Source organism: Bifidobacterium sp. B4081, assembly GCF_026537335.1.
In the GTDB taxonomy this organism is placed as follows: domain Bacteria; phylum Actinomycetota; class Actinomycetes; order Actinomycetales; family Bifidobacteriaceae; genus Bombiscardovia.
Window position 1 is genome coordinate 16,473 of record NZ_JAFNMM010000006.1, and the last position, 18,488, is coordinate 34,960.

Below are 18,488 nucleotides of genomic sequence, written 5' to 3' on the forward strand. Positions count from 1 at the left end.
ATGGAGATTTCATGCATGCAGCCGGCATAGGAGGTATTAGCGGCAGATGACCGATTCGAGGCGCAGAAGACATCGATATCGGAGCCGCGGCCGGTACGGTTCGACATTGAGGAATCCCGCCCCGGCCCGCTTTCGTCGCGAATCGCTGACGGAACGTGTGTTGATCCTTCTGGTGGTGGCTGTGGTCTTGGGCATCACTATCGGCCTGATATTGCCAAGGGTCAATGGTGGAGTCGGACGGCTGACCGGCCGATATACGGCAACCGGCGATGCGGCCCAGACCCTGCAGGGTTTGACAGTGGACGATCATGCCCGACCGGGCCGCCAGTACCGGCGCGAGGCTTTCGGCTTCAAGGAGACCGATGAGGACGGCAACGGCTGCAATGTGCGAGAGGATGTGCTGACTCGCGATCTGACTGATCTGCGCACCACCACCCCCGGCGGTTGCAAGGTGGCCAGTGGCCGTCTGCAGGACCCCTACACTGGGCGGACCATTGAATTTATCAGAGGCCCTAAGACTAGCTCGGCTGTGCAGATCGACCACGTGGTCGCCCTGGAGAATGCCTGGCGGTCAGGAGCCAGCAAATGGGACACGGCCCGCCGTTACCGTTTTGGCAACGACCCCTACAATCTCCTTGCCGTGGACGGCCCGGCCAACCAGGCCAAGGGGAGTGCTTCGGCCGACTACTGGTTGCCCGAGAACAAGGACTATCAGTGCTCCTATGTAGCCCGTCAGATAGCAGTCAAGGACAAGTACTCCCTGAGCGTCACAAGCTCGGAAAAGCAGGCCATGCTGGCCGTTCTGCATACCTGCCCGGGCCAGCCCCTTCCGCAGGATCGCTGATTGCTGGCCTTTCCCTGATAGGCGGAAACAGACCGCGATGGACGGGTCTGCTCGTATAGGATCGTCACAATCCCTCTCCTCCTTCGTTCTACTGCTTCTCTCTCTCTCTCCCCCCCCCCCCCCTGCTTTGATCCGGGCCTGTTCTGGTGTGGTAAAATGATCGGAGGTTGATACACAGTTGTATCATCCGCATGGATTCCTGAATTTCTCAGGTTCTATGCCCGCAGCCATCGGCAACAGGGAGGTTGGCCATGAACGGCAATCGTGGTTCGCATATGCCAGGGGAAGGGCATCACATAGGGGGCCATATGCTGAAAAGCCGCAAATCGGCCATTCTGCTTGTCGCTCTGGCTGTGATTATGGGTTTGTCATTCGTGGCGCCAAAGACGGTCGCCGCTCAAGAAGCAGGGCAAAAATCTCATTCTGCAGGCGGAAGCGGGCAAATTGTCAATGACCGTTTCTGGAATGACGCCGACGGCAATCCGATGTATATGCAAGGCGGAGGAATCTTCGATTTCCCGGATCCGGCCACGGGGAGGGTCTCTCACTTTTGGTATGGTGTTCACTTTTCACAGGCGGAAACTTACCGTCATGACCCCACCCATGCGCTCACCGGCAATGACTTCATTTCAGTGGATGTCTACAAATCCGAGAATCTGTCCGACTGGCGCTATCAAGGCGTGGCTTTGGACAGAGCACAGGCCGATGCCTTCTCCGGTGATTTCGGTGGCCGCCGTGCGGGTTGGGTGTGCAGAACGGGGGTTGCCTATATCCCCGAGCTGCAAACCTATGCCATGCTCATCCAGCATGAGATGCCTACTGATGCCGCTGGTCGCAATTTCGACAAAAAGGTGTTGATCGCTACGGCCCATTCACCTGCTGGCCCGTTCAAAGCCCAGAGGCGTATCGACATGCGCGATTACGGACTGGGCACCAGCAATACCGGGGATCAGAGCGTCTTCCAGGATGAGGACGGCACAGGTTATCTGATCTATTCCTATGGCCGTGGCCGCGGCAGTGTCTGGGCAGCCAGAATAGGCGCCAGAAACGGCCGGGTGGATTTGCTGGAGCCTACCAAGCTCTACCAAGGTTTTGGGCGTGAAGGCAATGCGCTTTTCAAGCACGCTGGCCGGTATTATCTTGCTGGCTCCGATCTGTTCGGGTGGGATGCTTCCCGAATTCATTTCCAGGTTGCAGATCACCTTTTCGGCCCGTATCAGCCCGTCAATCAGACGGTGATCATGGATGGCAGCCGAGCAGATTTCGGCCATATCACCCATACCGGTTTTTACTACACCTTGCGTGGCAGCAGAGCGGAGACCGTCATCCACTGCGGCGACCGATGGGCTGACTTCGCAGGCAACGGACTTGGCTACAACCAGTGGAATCCGCTGAGCTTCGATGATGTCGGCACGCCCCGCTTCAATTCCATGAGCCAGTGGAGGCTGGATGCGGATACCGGCCTTTGGTCGGTTGGTGAGGCCAATGACTACGTGCTCAATGGGTCCTTCGAAGCGGACAGGATTTCGGTAGGCGAGCACGGGTATCGGGATAAGGATGGCCAGGTGATTGGCGACATCGCCGGATGGCGGCGTGCCAATCCGGATGCTGTGGCCAACGTAGCCGATGCCTATGGGCGAGTGGGCGACTTCGACCTGCGGTTCGCTCCCGGGCGATCCCGCGACGCCTCCATCGTCCAGGATCTTAATGCACCGGGACATGTTCCCCTGCACGCGGGCCGCTACCTTCTGAAACTCTCCTATATGAATCCCAAAGGCATGGATCGGGCCAGGATCGCAATCGAATCCGGTGGGAGAACCTCTGAAATCGACCTGGCTGACTCTACTGGCACAGGCTGGAGGCAGGCCTCCTTGCCGGTCGAACTAGTTGGCGGCCAGGACCAGGATCGCTGTCGAGGCTTCCGGCAGTTCGGGCCAGACCCTGCATGTGGACGACGTGTCCCTGACAGATGCGCCTGACAAGGGGGCTGAAAGCAATGGTGAAATCAATCAGGGCGCAAATGTGCTTCCGGCGGTCCATGCAGGAGGAGGGGCCGTCTCCGTTCGTCTTGGCATCGAGAGCGCGGTTTCATCCCATGCATTGGCTGCCGGGGGCATCGCCGCCGGCAGCATTCCGATCTTCGCGGCCGGCTGTGTGGCGGCGGGCGTTCTGTTGATGGCTGTAGCCGGGCGTGGGCGGCGTCTTCTTGCGCTGAATTGACAATCCATGGCTAAGGGTTATACTGAATACCACGTTGGTACACAGTTGTATCAACGATCGGAAGGAGTGGGGCATCAAAACCTTATCAAGGACGTGGTTTTTCAAACATCGAAAGGTTCATCATGCATTCTGCACGGAAACTCATGACCATGGGCATCACCGTGGTCGCCCTGGCTTCGTTCGCTGCCTGTGGAAGCAGCGGCTCCGGATCAGCATCGAAGCCGGCGGACGCCAGCAAGGCCTCGGGGCGCATAGTCTTTTGGGGCTGGGGCAATGGCATCAAGGAGACCATTGCCGCCTTTGAAAAAGCCAATCCCGGCATCACCGTGAAGTACAACAACACCGGCACTGCTGGTGACACCCAGGTGGCCTTGTCCAATGCGGTCGCTGCAGGCAAGGGCATCCCCGACGTCACCATGATGGAGGATCCTACCGTCCAGCAGTTTGCCATTGAAGACAACCTGGAGGATCTGTCGGGGTATGGGGCCGACAAGTTCGCTGACGATTTCACCCCGGGGCCATGGAACAAGGTCCAGTACGACGGGAAACCCTATGCGCTGCCCATTGATGCCGGTCCCGAGGTTTTCTTCTACAACAAGGCGGTCTTCGACAAGGCCGGCATCCCCGATCCTCCTAAGACCTGGGATGAGTACTATCAGGATGCCAAGAAGATCCGAGCCGCAGGTTCCTACATCACCAACAACGCCGGTGACAAGAATGCCTATCAGCCTTTTACTGCACAGGCCTGGCAGGCCGGGGCGCATCCTTGGAAGGTCGATGGGGACAAGATCACCATCAACATGACCAAGGACCCCGGCATGAAGCGGTATATCGACTTTCAGCAAAAGCTGATCGACGAAGACCTGCTCGATACCAAGACCGCCAACTGGTCCGATGACTGGAACAGGGCGCTTAATGATGGGTCGGTGGCCTCGCTGACCATCGGCGCCTGGATGCCCACCAATCTGGAGTCCGGCGCACCCGACCAGAAGGGCAACTGAAGGGTCGCGCCCCTGCCGCAGTGGGAAGAGGGGGGCAGCGTGTCCGCCGAAGACGGGGGCTCGGCTCTTGTTGTGCCCAAGAAGGCCAAGAACAAGGCGGCAGCCTGGAAGTTCGCAGAATATCTGACACACGGCAAGGGAGCCCAGGTCATGGCTGACCAGGGCAGCTTCCCCTCTCTGAAACGCATCCTGAGCTCAGCTGAATTCACCAGCAAGAAGAATGAGTACTTCGGAGGCCAGGAGGTCAACAAGGTCCTGACCGAGGCAGCCAACCTCAAAGTCTCCAAATTCCAGTATCTGCCCTACAACCCCTTCGCCCAGTCGACCTACGGGGATTCCATCGGCAAGGCCTACATGAAGCAGACCAGTCTGGAGAAGGCTTTCGAGAACTATCAGCAGAAGCTGGTGGATCATGGCAACCAGCAGGGGTACCAGGTCAACAAGTGAATGATGAAGGAGGCGGCCGATCAGGGCCGTCTCCGGACGGCTACAGGAGAGAAGGGCAGGCATTATGAGTGAAGCCGAAGGTTCGTCTGCGCGGGTTCTGGCCCCTGCGCGGGATCAAGGCCCTAGCGAAACCGGCGGGGGCCGCACTGGGGAGCGGCCCCGCAGACCAGATTGGCGTGGATGGAAGTTCATGGGGCCCTTTGTTGTGGTCTTCGTGTTCGTTTTCGTTCTGCCGGTGCTCTATGCCATCTACCTGAGTCTGTACGAGAAGCGCATGATCGGAGGGAACGTCTTTGTAGGCCTGGCCAATTACGCCAGGCTGCTCAAGGATGGGCAGTTCTGGTCATCGGTGGGCCGTGTGGCCCTCTTCACTGTGGTCCAGGTGCCCATCATGCTCCTTCTGGCGGCATTGATGGCGCTGGCTCTGGACTCGCTCAAGCTGCACGGCACGCGCTTCTTCAGGATCACCACCTTCCTGCCCTACGCAGTGCCCGCCGTGGTGGCGGCTTTGATGTGGGGGTTCATCTACGGCACCAAGTACGGAATGGTAGGTTCCTTGAATCAATGGCTGGGCACGCATATCGACGTTCTGCAGCCCAGCGTGCTCCTGGCCGCCATAGGCAACATCAACACCTGGGAGTTCACGGGCTACAACATGCTGATTTTCTATTCCTCGCTGTCGACTGTGCCGCACTCGCTCTATGAGGCGGCGGCTATTGACGGAGCCTCGGAGTGGCAGATCGTGCGCAGCATCAAGGTTCCCGAGCTCAAGAGCTCCCTGGTCATCACGGTCATCTTCAGCATCATCGGCAGTTTCCAGCTCTTCAATGAGCCCTCGGTGCTGCAGACCATGGTCCCAGGCAATGCGATTACCACCTATTACACCCCCAACATGTATGCCTACAACCTGAGCTTCATGGGCGGTCAGAGCAACTATGCGGCGGCCTTGGCCATCGTCATGGCCATCATCACCATGGTCGCTGCCTACGCCGTCCAGCTCAGGGGCATGAAGGAGCAGATGCAATGAGCACGGTTGATTCCACGGCTGTCGACGGGGCCAAGGCTGAACGTATGCTGGCCCGACGCGTCGCCCGGGATGAGCGTGCGGAACGCCAAAGGGCAGCTCGAACAGGATTCTCCAATCCGGACAATCCGCGGCGCAGCTGGCCGTTGACCCTTGCCGCGGGGATCTTCGCCCTCTACTGCCTGTTTCCCCTGATCTGGCTGGTCATCAATGCCACCAAGACCCAGTCGGATTTCATCGGCACCTTCGGTTTGGCCTTTGGGCACAAGTTCGCCCTTTGGGAAAATCTGCGCGAGGTGTTCACCTATGAAGGAGGAATCTTCGGGCGCTGGTTGCTCAATACCCTGCTCTACGTGGTTGTGGGAGCCGGTGGCGCCACCCTACTGGCTGTGCTGGGTGGATACGCCCTGGCCAAGTTCCGCTTTCCCGGCCGTCGCCTCGTCTTTGCTGTAGTCATCGGAGCCATCAGCGTGCCAGGCATCGCTCTTGCTGTGCCTCAGTTCCTGCTCTTTGCCAAGATCGGACTGACTGATACGCCTTGGGCCATGATCATCCCCAGTCTGATCTCGCCCTTCGGCCTATACCTGATGTGGATCTTTTCCGACCAGGCAGTGCCTACTGAGCTGCTGGAAGCAGCCCGAGTCGACGGGGCCGGGGAATTCCGCACTTTCTGGCAGATCAGTCTGCCTCTGCTGGCCCCCGGCATCGTGACTACGGCGCTTTTCACTATCGTGGCCACTTGGAACAACTATTTCCTGCCTCTGATCATGCTCAAAGATTCCAATTGGTATCCGCTGACGATCGGGCTCAACAATTGGAAGGACCAGGCGTCGACCGCTGGTGCCCATGCCATTCAGAACCTGGTGGTGACCGGCAGCCTTGTCACCATCATCCCCATCGTCGTCGCTTTCCTGCTGTTGCAGAAATACTGGCAGTCCGGTTTGGCTGCCGGCGCTGTCAAGGAGTAGCGGGAAGGCGCAGACGGGATCAGACATGAGCAGAACGGACTATCATGACCGTCGGTAGCCCCAACAGTACAGACCTTACCGATGGCCGAAAGGCCTCGACGGTCATTCAGGGGAGATCTGGTTCGGCGGGGATTACAACCCGGACCAATGGCCGGAGCGGGCATGGACCGAAGATGTCGCGTTGATGAAGCGGGCTGGCGTCACCATGGTGGCACTGGGCATTTTCTCATGGGCACGTCTGGAGCCAAGCGACGGAGTCTGGGATTTCGGATGGCTGGATCGGGCGGTGGCCTTACTAGGCGAAGCCGGTATTGCAGTGGACATGGCTTCGGCTACAGCTACGGCTCCGTACTGGCTTTATCAGGCACATCCTGAGGTGTTGCCCGTGAAGGCGGACGGAACCCTGGTCCATCCTGGTGCTCGACAATCCTGGAGGCCCACCTCATCTGTTTTTCGGCGCTATGCCCTCCGCCTTTGCAGGGTCATGGGAGAGCATTTCCGCGACAATCCGACTGTGGTCGCCTGGCATGTCGGCAATGAATATGGATGGAACAACGCAACCGACTACTCGCAGGATGCTTTAAAGGCCTTCCAAGGCTGGTGCCGCCGGCGCTATGGCAGCATCGAGGAGCTTAACCAAGCCTGGGGCAACGATTTCTGGTCCCAACGTCTGCAGAACTTCGATCAGGTTCCCCTGCCTGAACATGCCGGCGTGCGTGATGCCTTTATCAATCCAGCACTGCGTCTGGATTTTCGTAGATTCTGCTCAGATGCGCTGATGGATTTTTTCTGTGCCGAACGCGATCAGTTGCAGGAGCTCACGCCTGATAAACCCTTGACGACCAATTTCATGGTCTCTACAGACCAATGTGCCCTTGATTATGAGCGTTGGTCCCACCAGGTCGATTTCGTGGCCAATGACCACTATTTCGCTCATGGACCCGGACACCTGGATGAGCTCCTCTGCTCGGATTCACTGGTGGATGCCTATGCTCAACGGCATCCTTGGTGTCTGATGGAGCATTCCACGTCAGCCGTCAATTGGCGCATTTTCAATGCTTCCAAGCGTCGAGGCGAACTGATCCGGGACGCTCTGGCCCACGTAGCCATGGGGGCGGATGCAGTCAACTTCTTCCAATGGCGGCAGTCCGCCTTCGGAGCAGAGGCCTTCCACTCGGCCATGGTCCCTCATGCAGGGCCGGATTCGGCAATTTATACTCAGGTTGCTGCTTTGGGAGACATTCTGCACAGGCTCTCCGGGAGTGGACTGGCCGGGACCCAATTGGAGCCCTCGCCTATTGCTCTGCTTTTCGATGCCGACTGCCAGTGGTCTACGGCTGATTCGACTCTGCCCGATTGTTCTCTGGATCATTGGCAGCAGGTCTATATCTGGTATCAAGCCTTGCTTGACGTCGGGCTCAGAGCGGACGTAATGCCGCTGAAAGGGCAGTGGGAGCGCTATGACGTCGTGGTGCTGCCCGCCCTGATCCTGCTGGACCAGAGGCAAGCCGGCCGTCTGCGAGACTACGTGAGCGAGGGCGGCCGTCTGGTGGTGGACTTCGCCAGTGGCATTATGGACGGCCATATGCACGTCGGTCTGGGCGGGTATCCTGCGGTTTTGCGTGATTTGACAGGTATCGCTTCCCAGGAGATGATCGCCTTGGGCACGAGTGGCCAAGGCGGTGGATCCATCCTGGTATCAGAGGGCATTGAGGGCAATATATGGGTCAACGATCCCTTGAGCATAGAGGATTCGGTAAGGGTGCTGGCTCGTTACCATGGGCGTCGTTCCTATGACCTCGACATGGCTGGAAAACCTGCGGCGACCATCCATGGATACGGTCAGGGCCGGGTTCTCTATCTCGGGACTGGTTTCACCAAGGAATCGCTGGTCTCGGTGATCAATCGGATCTTTCCTCCTGATTTTCTCACTGGCGCGGCAGGGGCAGGGTTGCATAACGGACGTGATGGCGACCCGCGGTTGGTGCACCTGATCAGGTCCGGGCCACAGGGCTGTTATCATTTCTATTTCAACCGGGGGTCGACAGTTGTCAGAGATGTGTCCACCATGGGTGAGGCTTTGGCGGTTCAACGAGCAACCCGGTCCAATGGAGGCGGTTTATCCGGTAATCAGTACACTATAGGAGTGCATGGTGTGGTGATCACCCGTCAATGGATCTGATTGCCATAGTGCCTTGGAGGTTGCTGCATTCTAGGGGGTGCCTATGGCTACGGATGAAGGACGTCCAGGTAAACGGATCACCTTGCGCGAGGTGGCCAGCAAGGCGGGTGTCTCGCTGAAGACCGCGTCCAATGTGATCAATGGCAATGGCCGTATGTCAAATGCGACCCGTGCGCGTGTGCAGCAGGTGATTGACGAATCGGGATACAAGGTCAATGCCGCGGCCCGCAATTTGCATCGAAACAAAACCGGTATCATTACGCTGGCCGTGCCTTCGCTGACACCTCCCTATCTGGCTGAATTGGCTAATAGGGTCATCGACAGCGCTCGCCTGCGGGACTATGCAGTATATGTCAGCACATATGCCGAGGGGTCCGCCAAGGGTGCGCACGAGATTTTGGCATCCTTTAATAGCACTATCAGCGACGGCATAATCCTTTCTATGTCGGAGCTTGAACGATTTGCCGTGGAGGACCTGAATGTACGCTATCCCCTGGTTTGCGTGGGTGCGCGGACCACCCATGGGGTGGCGGATCATGTCATGGTCGACGATGCCGAGGCAGCTCGGATGGCTGCAGAGTATCTATTTGATCGGTCGGTGCGTTCGTTGGCGGTCATCGGTCTGCATGCGCCGCTTGACCGGAATCAGTTGGAGGCTGCAGTCGAAGGCAATGCCGAGTTAAGGATGAAAGGCGTGCTTAAAGCGGTTCATGCCAGGGGGCTCCAGCTGGATGATCGGCTTCTGGGCGTTACCGGTTATGACTGGACCTTGGGCAGCGGGTATCTGGCCATGCAAAGGATATTAGAGGCGGGGATGCCGTTCGATGGGGTGGTTGCTCTCAATGATCAGCTGGCTATCGGCGCCCTGTCAGCTCTGACTGCTTACGGCAGAGCCGTGCCCGACCAGGTTCAGCTCGTCGGGTTCGACAACATCGAAGAGTCGGCCTACCTGCAGACTCCGCTCACTACCATGGATTCATGCTTGGGGTGGATCTCGCGGACCTGTGTTGACCGCGTCCTGGGACGTATTGGGGGCAGAGCTACGGTTCCCCAGGATCTTGTCATAGGATCGCGGGTCATAGCCCGCAAAACCACCCGGTAATCAGTTTTGTGTTTTGGAGTCGGCGGTGGAGGCAGTGACGGCAGGCGCATCGGTGTGGATGATGTGCATGTGACGCAGGAGCATGCGGGTCATCTGACGGCCGGAGCCGGCGCCGTTTCCGCGAACGCCGAAGTAGACCAGCAGGACCATGCCCAGGCAGATCAGTGCCGAGATGCGCAGAGCCCACTGCACCCCGAAAATGTTGGCTGCGATCTGGGTGGAGTGGCCGCCGCCCAAGGCGTTGTGGCGCAGGGTGGTGATGGTCTCCATAAGGATGACCAGGATGGGCGCGCCGACAGCTCCGGCGATCTGCCGGGCCGTGTTGGTGACGGCCGAACCGGCTGAAACATCCTCGGGGGCCAGGTTGTTCAGGGACCAGGTGGTCAGGGGCATCAGGGTGAAGCCCATGCCGATCTGACGGATGAACTGGCAGATGGAGACCAGGCCGATCCAGGTGTTGGCCCCAATCATGCTCATGGCGATGGTGCCCAGCAGCAGGACCGAGCAGCCGGTCATGGCTACGGGCCGAGCGCCCCAGCGGTCCAGCATGCGGCCACCGAAGAACTGAGCGATGGCGGTGCCGATGGCCCCTGGCAGCATGACCAGGCCGCTCATGGTGGCTGAGAAGCCACGATCCGTCTGAATGTACATGGGCAGGATGACGGTGACCGAGCTGAAGGCGAAGAAGGACATAGAGGCGATGATGGTGCCTACGGTGAAGTTCTTGATCCGCAGCACATGCAGGTCCAGCAGGGGTTTGTCGTGGTTGAGCTGGCGGAGGACGAACCAGATGATTCCGATCAGGCCGACCAGCATGAAGGGCCAGGTCATGAAGGAGGTGATGGGGAAGTTCTCGATGTTGGTGAAGCCGAACATGAGGCCGCCGAAACCGAAGATGGACAGGGCCACTGAGAAGAAGTCCGCCTTGACGCTCTTGTCTCGCTGCCCGAAGTTGCGTAGACCAAGGATCGACAGGAGCAGCGCCACGGCCCCGCAGATGCTCAGCGTCAGGAAAATGGAGCGCCAGCCGTTGGCATCGGTCTGCCATCCGCCCAGGGTGGGGCCGATGGCCGGGGCCACGCTCATGGCCAGGCCCACGGTGCCCATGGCCATGCCGCGCTTGGCCAGAGGATAGATGGAGAAGACGGTGATCTGCAGGACGGGCCACATGGTCCCGGTGCCCACGGCCTCCAGGATGCGCCCCAGCAGAACCATGGCGAAGGTCTGCGATTGCCAGCTCAGCAGGGAACCCAGTGTGAAGACCGCCATGGAGGTGATGACGATTTGCCTAGTGGAAAAACGCTTGGTCAGAAAGCCGGTCAACGGCACCATAACGCCCATGACCAGCTGGAAGACCGAGGTCAGCCACTGACCGGTGGTCAGGGTGATGTGGAACTCGTCCACTATAGTGGGCAGTGCCGAAGCCAGCTGCAGCTGGGTGAAGTTGCCTAGGAAGGTGATGACGGTCAGGATGGCCAGCGACAGGAAGGCCTCACGGGTGAGTCTTCCGTTGACGAAGGCTCCATCCTTGCTGAGGGTCCGCCCCTGTTTGGCGAGCTCCTGCTTCCTCATGCAACCACCACTTCCTTTGGGCTCAGTTTCCGCTGCGTATACCACTCCCTGCGGTGCCGTCCTAGAAAAGGAATCAGGGCATACCGATACCGGTGACACTAAGAAAAGCTAGAGAGTGAAGCGTCTGACAATGTCCTTATAATATACCCGGCTGTGGATTGTGATTGAGCTTTTCCGCTTGGCTGACGCGGTTGCGGCGGCCTTGTCCTGCGGTCAGCGTTTCCAGTATGCTGTTGTTGAGCGGGCTTCGGTAATGTGAATGCAGGAGGGTCCGACACGGGCTGATGAGGACGGACGTTTGAAATGCAACGGCGGTCGAGGTAGGTAACATGCACGCACATGGTCATGGTCGTGGTAGATTTGCGGCCCTCCTCGTGTCCTTGGCAATGTTGATCCCCCTGGCGGCCTGCGGCGACAACGTCCCCATCGAAGGCGGCGGAGCAATCGATGCTCCAGATCAAGCCTTGTTCCAGGGCGAGTTCGCCGGATCCGGCGCATCCTCCCAGCAGAGCGCCGACGAGGCTTGGATAGCCGGCTTCCGCAAGCAGCATCCAAGTGCGCGCATCTCCTATGATCCAGCAGGTTCCGGTGCTGGGGTCAACGCCTTCCTTTCGGGTTCGGCCATCTGGGCCGGCACTGATGCACCGCTGACTTCAGACCAGCTTGAGCGCTCGCGCAAGGTCTGCGGTTCCGGTACGGCCATTGATCTGCCCGTTTACGCCACCCCAATCGCCGTGGCCTATAATCTCCCCGATCTGTGGCCAAAGGGTTCAGGCGGCCATCTGCGGATGGACCCGGCTCTGATCGCCATGATCTTCTCCGGAAAGGTCACTAATTGGCGGGATCCGCGCATAGCAGCCCTCAATTCGGGGGCTAATCTGCCCGACTTGGACATCACGGTGATCCATCGTTCGGACAAGTCGGGCACTACGAAAAGTTTTCTGTCCTACCTGCACGACACGGCCGGGTCTGCCTGGCCTTACCCAGCGGGCGAGAATTGGCCCAACGACTTAGGACAGGGCGCCAAGGGCACTGCCGGAGTGGTCATGACCATGAACCAGGCGAAGGGTACCTTTGGCTATGCGGACGCGGCCCAGACCACTGGGTTGGGCACGGTGGCGGTCCAGGCGGGGAAGACCTGGCAGCCGCCTACAGCCAAGACCGTGGCCAACCTGCTGGATGCAGCCCAGCGGGATCCGCAGGCCAGCCAGCCCGGCCGGGTGGTCCTGACCGTGGACCATCGCACCAGCCGGGAGCATACTTATCCCATTGTTTTGGTCTCCTACAACGTGGTCTGCACCGCCTATCGAGATGATCAAGACGGATCCAAAACCCGGTTCGCCAAGGCCTGGCTGACCTATCTGCTGAGCGAGCAGGGTCAGCGCATGGCTGCGGCAAATGCGGGCAGCGCCGAGCTGGGGCAGGGGCTGCGCAACCAGGCCATGGCCTCGGTGGAGACCATCGGGGGGAAGGCATGAACGAGAAACTGGACGGGGCTGCAACCCTGAACAAGGCTAAACGGGCGGATCGGATTTTCAAGGCCTGCGCCACCGGTGCGGGCATTCTGATCCTGCTGGCCCTGGCTGCTGTCACCCTCTTTCTGATCCTGCGGGCCTTTCCGGCCTTCACTGGGGACCCAGATTCCCGCACCCAGGCCATCCTCTCCCTGAGCGGGGGGCGGGCGGGCAGTTTCCTGGGCTATGTAGGTCCCCTGGTTTTTGGCACCATTTTGATTGCCGGTCTGGCCCTGCTCTTGGCCTTCCCTGTCTCCCTTGGCATCGCCCTCTTCATCGGCTACTACGCTCCCGCCCGCCTGTCCACGTTGCTTAGCACGGTGATCGACCTGCTGGCCGCCGTGCCCTCGGTGATCTATGGGCTTTGGGGGGCTCTGGTCTTGGTTCCCAATATCACAGGCTTCTGGCGTTGGCTATCTGTTCATTTGGGATGGATTCCGCTGTTTGCCGGACCCGTTGCAGCCCCTGCCCGGTCCGTGGCCACTGTGGCCCTGGTGCTGGCGGTCATGATCCTGCCCATCATCACCTCGGTCACCCGTGACATCCTGATCCAAGCCCCTCGATTGCAACAGGAGGCTGCCTTGGCTCTGGGCGCTACAAAGTGGGAAATGATCCGGCTCGCGGTCCTGCCCTTCGGCCGTTCGGGCATCATCTCGGCCTCCATGCTGGGCCTGGGCCGCGCTCTGGGCGAGACCATGGCGGTGCTGATGATTCTTTCGCCAGGCTTCAGCTACTCCCTGCGGCTACTGCAGGCTTCAAACAGTCAGACCATCGCTGCCAACATCGCCGCCCAGTTCCCGGAGGCGGACTCCCAGGGTGTGGCCCTTCTGGTGGCTACCGGTCTGGTCCTCTTCATCATCACCTTCATCGTCAACTACATGGCGCGCAGGATCACAGCGAAGGCGGGTGTATGATGGCGAGCCGAACTGATCGTGGGCCGGTCATCGATTTTGATCGTTTCAGGCCTACAAGGTCCTCCATCCGTGCGCGCAAGCGCAAGGACCGGCTGATGACCGTCCTGATCGGGCTCTCCTTCCTGGTGGCCCTGATTCCGTTGGTTTCGGTGCTCTGGGTCAGCCTGTCCAAGGGTGTGCGACGGCTGACACCGGACTTCCTCACCCACAACATGAGCGGTGTGGTAGGGGGCAACCCCACGCCGACTGGAGGCTATGGCGGCATCCTGCACGCGGTAATCGGCACCCTGGAGATTACCTTTGGATCCATGGTCATATCCATTCCGGTGGGCGTCATGTGCGCGGTCTACCTGGTCGAGTACGCCCATGGAGGCCGCCTGGCCAAGGCCATCAGTCTCATGGTGGACGTGATGAGCGGGATTCCCTCCATCGTGGCAGGCCTCTTTGCCTTCTCCATGTTCGCCTTGGTGGTTGGACCGGGCACGGTCAACGGCCTGGCCGGCTCCGTGGCGCTCTCCCTGCTCATGCTGCCCACGGTGGTCAAGACCTCCGAGGATATGCTGACAGTGGTTCCCAATGACCTGCGTGAGGCGGCCTATGCCCTGGGGGTGACCAAGCAGCGGACCATCACCCGTATTGTTCTGCGCACCGCCCTGCCTGGAATCGTCTCGGGCACTATTCTGGCCGTGGCACGGGTCATCGGGGAAACGGCGCCCCTGCTGATAGCCTCGGGCTTCATCGCCACCACCAACCCCAACCTCTTCTCCGGAAGGATGACCACCCTGCCGGTCTTCGTCTACAACGAGTATTCCCAGGGTCTGGCCGTCTGCGGGCCAGGCGCTGACCCGGGATGCCTGACTGATGTCCACATGCAGAGGGCCTGGGCTGCGGCTCTGGTGCTGATCCTTATTGTTCTGCTGCTCAACCTGCTGGGGCGACTGGTCTCGCGCATCTTTGCTGTTGGGCGGACCCGTTGAGCGCCGCCATGAGAGGAACGGAGGCCGGAATATGGGCCAACGCATAGACATCAGCCATCTCAACGTCTACTACGGCGACTTCTTGGCCGTCCAGGACGTGAACATGTGCATCCGAGCCAACAAGGTCACCGCCTTCATCGGTCCCTCCGGCTGCGGAAAGTCCACGGTTCTGCGCACCCTGGACCGCATGCACGAGATCACCCCGGGGGCGCATGTGAGCGGGCAGGTGCTCCTGGAGGGGCGCGACCTGTATGGACCGGATGTAGACCCGGTCGAGGTACGGCGGGACGTGGGCATGGTCTTCCAGAGGGCCAATCCCTTCCCGACCATGTCCATCCGGGAGAACGTCCTGGCTGGCATACGGCTGAACAAGAAGCACATTGCCAAGTCTGACGCCGACGATCTGGTGGAGTGGGCCCTGCGCGGGGCCAATCTTTGGAACGAGGTCAAGGACCGTCTGGACAAGCCGGGCATCGGGCTCTCTGGCGGTCAGCAGCAGAGGCTCTGCATTGCCCGTGCCGTGGCCGTGCACCCCCAGGTCCTGCTCATGGACGAACCCTGCTCGGCCCTGGACCCCATCTCCACTCTGGCCGTAGAGGATCTGATCAACGAGCTCAAGCGGGACTACACCATCGTCATCGTCACCCATAACATGCAGCAGGCCGCCAGGGTCTCGGACTATACGGCCTTCTTCAATCTCAAGGCCGTGGGTCAGCCCGGCCACCTGGTGGAGATGGACGACACCACCACAATCTTCTCCAACCCGCACGAGCCGGACACCGAGCGTTACATATCCGGTCGCTTCGGCTGAGACAGAACCGGTCTGCGCACCCGCTCGTCAGGTATCATGGTTCCGGCATCCGTGGAAGGAGCGAGAGCATGGGAGCACTGCTGGAACCGGCCACCCTCTTGGGCATCATCCTGGTGGGCTACCTGTTCAAGCGGTTTGGACTCTTTCGCCCGTTGGACTACCGGGTGCTGCAGACTGTCGTGTTCGATCTGGTCCTGCCCGGGGCCATCATCTACTCCTTCGCCACCAGCCCCCACGATCCCAGCCTGCTTCTGGTCTCGGCCTTCGCCTTCGTGGCTTCGCTGACTCCACCCCTGGCCATCTTCCTGACCAGCAGGCATCGTCCTACGGCTCAGCGGGCTTTTCTTATGCTCAACGGATCGGGCTTCAACATCGGGTGTTTCTGCTTCCCCATGCTCCAGTCGCTGCTGGGCACGGCGGCCCTGGTCCCCGCCGCCATGTTCGACATCGGCAATTCGGTTATGGTCTCTGCCGGCACCAACGTCATGACCCAGGGGCTTCTGCATATTCGACCGGGCCAGTCTCTGGATCCCGATGCGGGGGAGACGGTCAAGCTGGATGACCCAGATGCCCGCAAACTCCACCGCAAGGCTGCAGCCATCTCCATAGCCAAGGGCTTCCTGAGCTCGCCCTCATTCGACACCTACTTGGTCATGGTGGGATTTACGCTGGCCGGGATCCCATTGCCTGACTGGTCGGCCCAAATCACCCGTCCATTCTCGGCGGCCAACGCCTTCTGCTCCATGCTCATGGTGGGCATGCTCATGGAGCTGCCCGGCGGACGGGCTGACATCAAGGCCGTATTGCAGATTCTGGCCTGGCGACTGCCCTTCGGCATCCTGTTCGCGGTGGCCGCATGGTATCTGTTGCCCTTCGAACCCTTGATCCGTCAGGCGGTGGCCTTGTGCTGCCTGGCTCCGACGGCGGTTTTCGCCACCATGTTCACTGACAAGGTTCTTGGCAGCGCCCGTCTGGCGGGATTCACCCTGGCTCTGACTGCGCTGATCGGTGCCGTGCTCATGGTTTTGGCGCACCTGCTGATGGGCGCCCTCTGAGGAATCAATCCTCCTTGTCGTTTTGGCGCTGGTCGCGGCGTTCCTGCTCCTGACGCAGGGTTCGGCCCTCGCGGGTGCGTTGCTTGTTGACTGTGGCGGCTGCAATCCGCTCGGCGGAGCGCTCGTCCTGTCCGCGACCGACTTCGCTGTCATGCACGTGCTGATACTGCTTCTGATCGTCCGGATCCCAATGATTGTTCCTGGCCATACACCCCTCCTCAACAGTGCCCGCCCATCAGCTCATCCCCATGTGGGACGGCTTCAGGGCCGTGCCGGTATGCCGATTATAGATGAGCGGAAGGTGGTGGGGCGGTATTGGAGCCTGGAGGAGGTCTTGTAACAAAAAAGCCGAGCGCTCGTGATATTCTGCTCTTGTCTCATCGCCAAATAAGACAATAAGGAATCGAATATGCATAAGCTATTTCGGCTTTCGGATAATAATACCACAGTCTCTACGGAAGTGGTAGCAGGCATTACCACCTTCTTCGCCATGGCCTACATCATCGTGGTGAATCCCTCGGTGCTTTCCACGGCGGGCATGCCTTGGGGTGCCGTCTTTCTCGCCACCCTGATCGCTGCTGTCATCGGCACTTTGATCATGGGTCTGGTGGCCAACGTGCCCTATGGCGTGGCGCCAGGTGTCGGGTTGGATGCCTTCTTCACCTTCACCGTGGTCAAGGGGCTGGGCTTCACTTGGCAACAGACCATGTGCATGGTCTTCCTGTGCGGCCTGATCAACATCCTGGTCACGGCCACCAAGCTGCGCAAGATGATCATCCAGGCCATTCCGCCCCTGCTTCAGCATGCCATCGGCGGCGGCATCGGCGTCTTCATCGCCTATGTGGGTCTGCTCAATGTGGGCATTATCAAGTTCGCGCCCGACAAGACTTCGGCAGCAGGCGCCAACCCTGGACTGACCACCTTCAACACCCCCGGGGTCATCCTCTTCGTCATCGGATTGTTGCTGACCGTCTTCCTTCTGATCTTCAAGTTCGAGGGCCGCCTTGCCTTCATCAACAAGGGCGCCTTCGTCATCGCCATCATCGCAGTCACGCTCCTGGGCATTCCCATGGGGGTCACCAGCATGGCCAAGTCGGTCGATCTGGGCCAGGCCTGGTCACAGCTGCCGCAGACCTTCCTGGCCATTTTCAGTCAGGATGGGTTCCCTGCCCTCTTCTCGGACCCGGCTAAGCTGCCCTTGGTTCTGGTGACCATCTTCGCTTTCTCCCTGTCTGACACCTTCGACACCATCGGTACCTTTGTGGGCACCGGCCGGCGCTCAGGCATCTTCTCAGCCGAGGATGAGCAGGCTCTGGAAAACGGCCGAGGGTTCAGCTCCAAGATGGATAGGGCCCTGTTCGCCGATGCTACGGCCACCTCCATCGGCGCCCTCTTCGGCACCTCCAACACCACCACCTATGTGGAGTCCGCAGCCGGCATCGCGGCCGGTGGCCGGACCGGACTGACCTCGGTGGTCATCGCCGCCTGCTTCGCGCTCAGCGCCGTCTTCGCTCCGCTGATATCGGCTGTGCCTTCGGCGGCTACTGCACCCGTTCTGGTCATTGTAGGCTGCATGATGATGGGCTCCTTCGCGGAGATTGAGTGGGGCGAGCTGTCTGAGGCCATTCCGGCCTTCTTCACAGCCATCTTCATGGGCTTTGCCTACTCGATTTCCTACGGCGTGGCCGCCGGCTTCATCACCTACTGCCTGACCATGGTCTGCAAGCGCAAGGGCAAGGAGGTCCACCCCATCATCTGGGCGGTCTCAGCCCTCTTCATTCTGGACTTCGTGCTCCAGGCCGTGCTCTAAGCACGTTTTCGCAAACACGGCATCCTCAAGAAGTATTTGTCAGGAGC

At 59.8% G+C, this 18,488-nt stretch carries 15 protein-coding genes and 1 pseudogene; 14 read left to right on the forward strand and 2 right to left on the reverse strand.

Annotation, left to right across the window (positions count from 1 at the left end):
• Positions 1-46: 46 nt before the first annotated feature.
• The 8 genes and pseudogenes from J3T92_RS08635 (at position 47) to J3T92_RS08670 (ending at position 9,788) form a co-directional block, all read left to right on the forward strand.
• Complete coding sequence (locus J3T92_RS08635; RefSeq protein ID WP_267401100.1) at positions 47-844, forward strand: HNH endonuclease family protein; 798 nt, start codon at positions 47-49, stop codon at positions 842-844.
• Between the two features lie 308 nt (positions 845-1,152).
• Positions 1,153-2,823, forward strand: coding sequence for a family 43 glycosylhydrolase (locus J3T92_RS08640; RefSeq protein ID WP_267401101.1), 1,671 nt, complete (start codon positions 1,153-1,155; stop codon positions 2,821-2,823).
• Positions 2,792-3,064, forward strand: coding sequence for a hypothetical protein (locus J3T92_RS08645; RefSeq protein ID WP_267401102.1), 273 nt, complete (start codon positions 2,792-2,794; stop codon positions 3,062-3,064). Before J3T92_RS08640 ends, J3T92_RS08645 begins: the two co-directional genes overlap by 32 nt.
• Positions 3,065-3,186: 122 nt before the next feature.
• A pseudogene (locus J3T92_RS08650) lies at positions 3,187-4,512 on the forward strand (ABC transporter substrate-binding protein).
• 64 nt (positions 4,513-4,576) lie between these two features.
• Positions 4,577-5,539, forward strand: a complete 963-nt coding sequence (locus tag J3T92_RS08655) for a carbohydrate ABC transporter permease (RefSeq protein ID WP_267401103.1) — start codon at positions 4,577-4,579, stop codon at positions 5,537-5,539.
• On the forward strand, positions 5,536-6,504 hold the full coding sequence (locus J3T92_RS08660) for a carbohydrate ABC transporter permease (RefSeq protein ID WP_267401104.1): 969 nt from the start codon (positions 5,536-5,538) through the stop codon (positions 6,502-6,504). The genes J3T92_RS08655 and J3T92_RS08660 overlap by 4 nt, the downstream gene beginning before the upstream one ends.
• A 115-nt stretch (positions 6,505-6,619) precedes the next feature.
• Entirely contained in the window at positions 6,620-8,686 is a 2,067-nt protein-coding gene (locus tag J3T92_RS08665) for a beta-galactosidase (RefSeq protein WP_267401198.1), read from the forward strand.
• A 43-nt stretch (positions 8,687-8,729) separates the two neighbouring features.
• Positions 8,730-9,788, forward strand: a complete 1,059-nt coding sequence (locus tag J3T92_RS08670) for a LacI family DNA-binding transcriptional regulator (protein ID WP_220236896.1) — start codon at positions 8,730-8,732, stop codon at positions 9,786-9,788.
• Here J3T92_RS08670 and J3T92_RS08675 read toward each other — a convergent pair whose 3' ends face one another.
• Positions 9,789-11,360, reverse strand: coding sequence for an MDR family MFS transporter (locus J3T92_RS08675; protein WP_267401105.1), 1,572 nt, complete (start codon positions 11,358-11,360; stop codon positions 9,789-9,791). It abuts the gene before it with no gap.
• A 386-nt stretch (positions 11,361-11,746) separates the two neighbouring features.
• On the opposite strand from J3T92_RS08675, the gene J3T92_RS08680 reads away from it, so the two are divergent.
• From J3T92_RS08680 to J3T92_RS08700, 5 genes are all read left to right on the forward strand, one after another.
• The gene (locus tag J3T92_RS08680) at positions 11,747-12,838 is read left to right on the forward strand and encodes a phosphate ABC transporter substrate-binding protein PstS (protein WP_267401199.1); all 1,092 of its coding nucleotides are present in this window, start codon (positions 11,747-11,749) and stop codon (positions 12,836-12,838) included.
• The gene (gene pstC, locus J3T92_RS08685) at positions 12,835-13,788 is read left to right on the forward strand and encodes a phosphate ABC transporter permease subunit PstC (protein WP_220236899.1); all 954 of its coding nucleotides are present in this window, start codon (positions 12,835-12,837) and stop codon (positions 13,786-13,788) included. Before J3T92_RS08680 ends, pstC begins: the two co-directional genes overlap by 4 nt.
• Positions 13,785-14,765: a phosphate ABC transporter permease PstA gene (gene pstA, locus J3T92_RS08690; protein ID WP_267401106.1), complete on the forward strand. Its 981-nt coding sequence runs from the start codon at positions 13,785-13,787 to the stop codon at positions 14,763-14,765. Before pstC ends, pstA begins: the two co-directional genes overlap by 4 nt.
• Before the next feature lie 31 nt (positions 14,766-14,796).
• Positions 14,797-15,576, forward strand: a complete 780-nt coding sequence (pstB, locus tag J3T92_RS08695) for a phosphate ABC transporter ATP-binding protein PstB (protein WP_267401107.1) — start codon at positions 14,797-14,799, stop codon at positions 15,574-15,576.
• 68 nt (positions 15,577-15,644) lie between these two features.
• The gene (locus J3T92_RS08700) at positions 15,645-16,631 is read left to right on the forward strand and encodes an AEC family transporter (RefSeq protein ID WP_267401108.1); all 987 of its coding nucleotides are present in this window, start codon (positions 15,645-15,647) and stop codon (positions 16,629-16,631) included.
• 4 nt (positions 16,632-16,635) lie between these two features.
• On the opposite strand, the gene J3T92_RS08705 is transcribed toward J3T92_RS08700, so the two are convergent.
• The gene (locus J3T92_RS08705; RefSeq protein WP_267401110.1) at positions 16,636-16,839 is read right to left on the reverse strand and encodes a hypothetical protein; all 204 of its coding nucleotides are present in this window, start codon (positions 16,837-16,839) and stop codon (positions 16,636-16,638) included.
• A gap of 201 nt (positions 16,840-17,040) precedes the next feature.
• On the opposite strand from J3T92_RS08705, the gene J3T92_RS08710 reads away from it, so the two are divergent.
• Positions 17,041-18,441 (forward strand): NCS2 family permease, encoded by a 1,401-nt coding sequence (locus J3T92_RS08710; RefSeq protein WP_267401112.1) that lies wholly within the window; start codon positions 17,041-17,043, stop codon positions 18,439-18,441.
• The last annotated feature ends 47 nt before the right edge of the window (positions 18,442-18,488 follow it).

Bases quoted from the DNA above. Each gene is read 5' to 3' on its own strand.
- J3T92_RS08660 (WP_267401104.1), top strand. From the start codon at position 5,536: ATGAGCACGGTTGATTCCACGGCTGTCGACGGGGCCAAGGCTGAACGT.
- J3T92_RS08640 (WP_267401101.1), top strand. From the start codon at position 1,153: ATGCTGAAAAGCCGCAAATCGGCCATTCTGCTTGTCGCTCTGGCTGTG.
- J3T92_RS08710 (WP_267401112.1), top strand. From the start codon at position 17,041: ATGCATAAGCTATTTCGGCTTTCGGATAATAATACCACAGTCTCTACG.
- pstB (WP_267401107.1), top strand. From the start codon at position 14,797: ATGGGCCAACGCATAGACATCAGCCATCTCAACGTCTACTACGGCGAC.
- J3T92_RS08675 (WP_267401105.1), bottom strand. From the start codon at position 11,360: ATGAGGAAGCAGGAGCTCGCCAAACAGGGGCGGACCCTCAGCAAGGAT.
- J3T92_RS08700 (WP_267401108.1), top strand. From the start codon at position 15,645: ATGGGAGCACTGCTGGAACCGGCCACCCTCTTGGGCATCATCCTGGTG.
- pstC (WP_220236899.1), top strand. From the start codon at position 12,835: ATGAACGAGAAACTGGACGGGGCTGCAACCCTGAACAAGGCTAAACGG.
- J3T92_RS08635 (WP_267401100.1), top strand. From the start codon at position 47: ATGACCGATTCGAGGCGCAGAAGACATCGATATCGGAGCCGCGGCCGG.
- J3T92_RS08655 (WP_267401103.1), top strand. From the start codon at position 4,577: ATGAGTGAAGCCGAAGGTTCGTCTGCGCGGGTTCTGGCCCCTGCGCGG.
- J3T92_RS08670 (WP_220236896.1), top strand. From the start codon at position 8,730: ATGGCTACGGATGAAGGACGTCCAGGTAAACGGATCACCTTGCGCGAG.
- J3T92_RS08680 (WP_267401199.1), top strand. From the start codon at position 11,747: ATGTTGATCCCCCTGGCGGCCTGCGGCGACAACGTCCCCATCGAAGGC.
- J3T92_RS08705 (WP_267401110.1), bottom strand. From the start codon at position 16,839: ATGGCCAGGAACAATCATTGGGATCCGGACGATCAGAAGCAGTATCAG.
- pstA (WP_267401106.1), top strand. From the start codon at position 13,785: ATGATGGCGAGCCGAACTGATCGTGGGCCGGTCATCGATTTTGATCGT.